We start from the raw sequence: 585 nt of genomic DNA on the forward strand, positions 1-585 counted from the left end.
CACAACCAAAACCAAACTCCCGTTAAGAGCTCTTACTTTGGTATCGTAGATACAGCAGGTATTCCAAAACATGACTTTTATCTCTACCAAAGCCAATGGGTTTCTGCCAAGAAGAAACCGATGGTACACCTTCTTCCTCACTGGAACTGGGAAAATAGAGAATTGGCATCGAAAGTTGAAGATTCAGACGGAAAAATCCCAGTTCGGGCTTACTCAAACGCTGCAAGTGTAGAATTGTTCTTAAATGGTCAATCTCTTGGAGTTAAGAAGTTCAACAAAAAACAAACCAGTGATGGCCGTACCTACCAAGAAGGTGCCAATGCTAAGGAACTCTATCTTGAGTGGAAGGTTGCGTACCAACCAGGTACCTTGGAAGCTGTAGCTCGCGATGAAGCTGGAAACGAAATTGCACGTGATAAGATCACGACTGCAGGCCAACCAGCAGGTGTTCGCCTCGTCAAGGAAGAACACGCAATCGCAGCCGATGGAAAAGACTTGACCTACATCTACTACGAAATCGTAGACAGTGAAGGAAATGTGGTACCAACTGCCAATAATTTGGTTCGTTTCCAATTGCATGGACAA

Annotated in this window: 1 protein-coding gene; it reads left to right on the plus strand. The window is 44.4% G+C overall.

Going from position 1 to position 585, the window contains the following annotated elements; translation table 11 throughout:
• On the plus strand, nt 1–585 hold a 585-nt coding region (locus GMD1S_RS10775), incomplete at both ends, for a DUF4982 domain-containing protein (protein WP_000496967.1).

This window comes from Streptococcus sp. GMD1S (assembly GCF_000296875.1).
Classification (GTDB): Bacteria; Bacillota; Bacilli; order Lactobacillales; family Streptococcaceae; genus Streptococcus.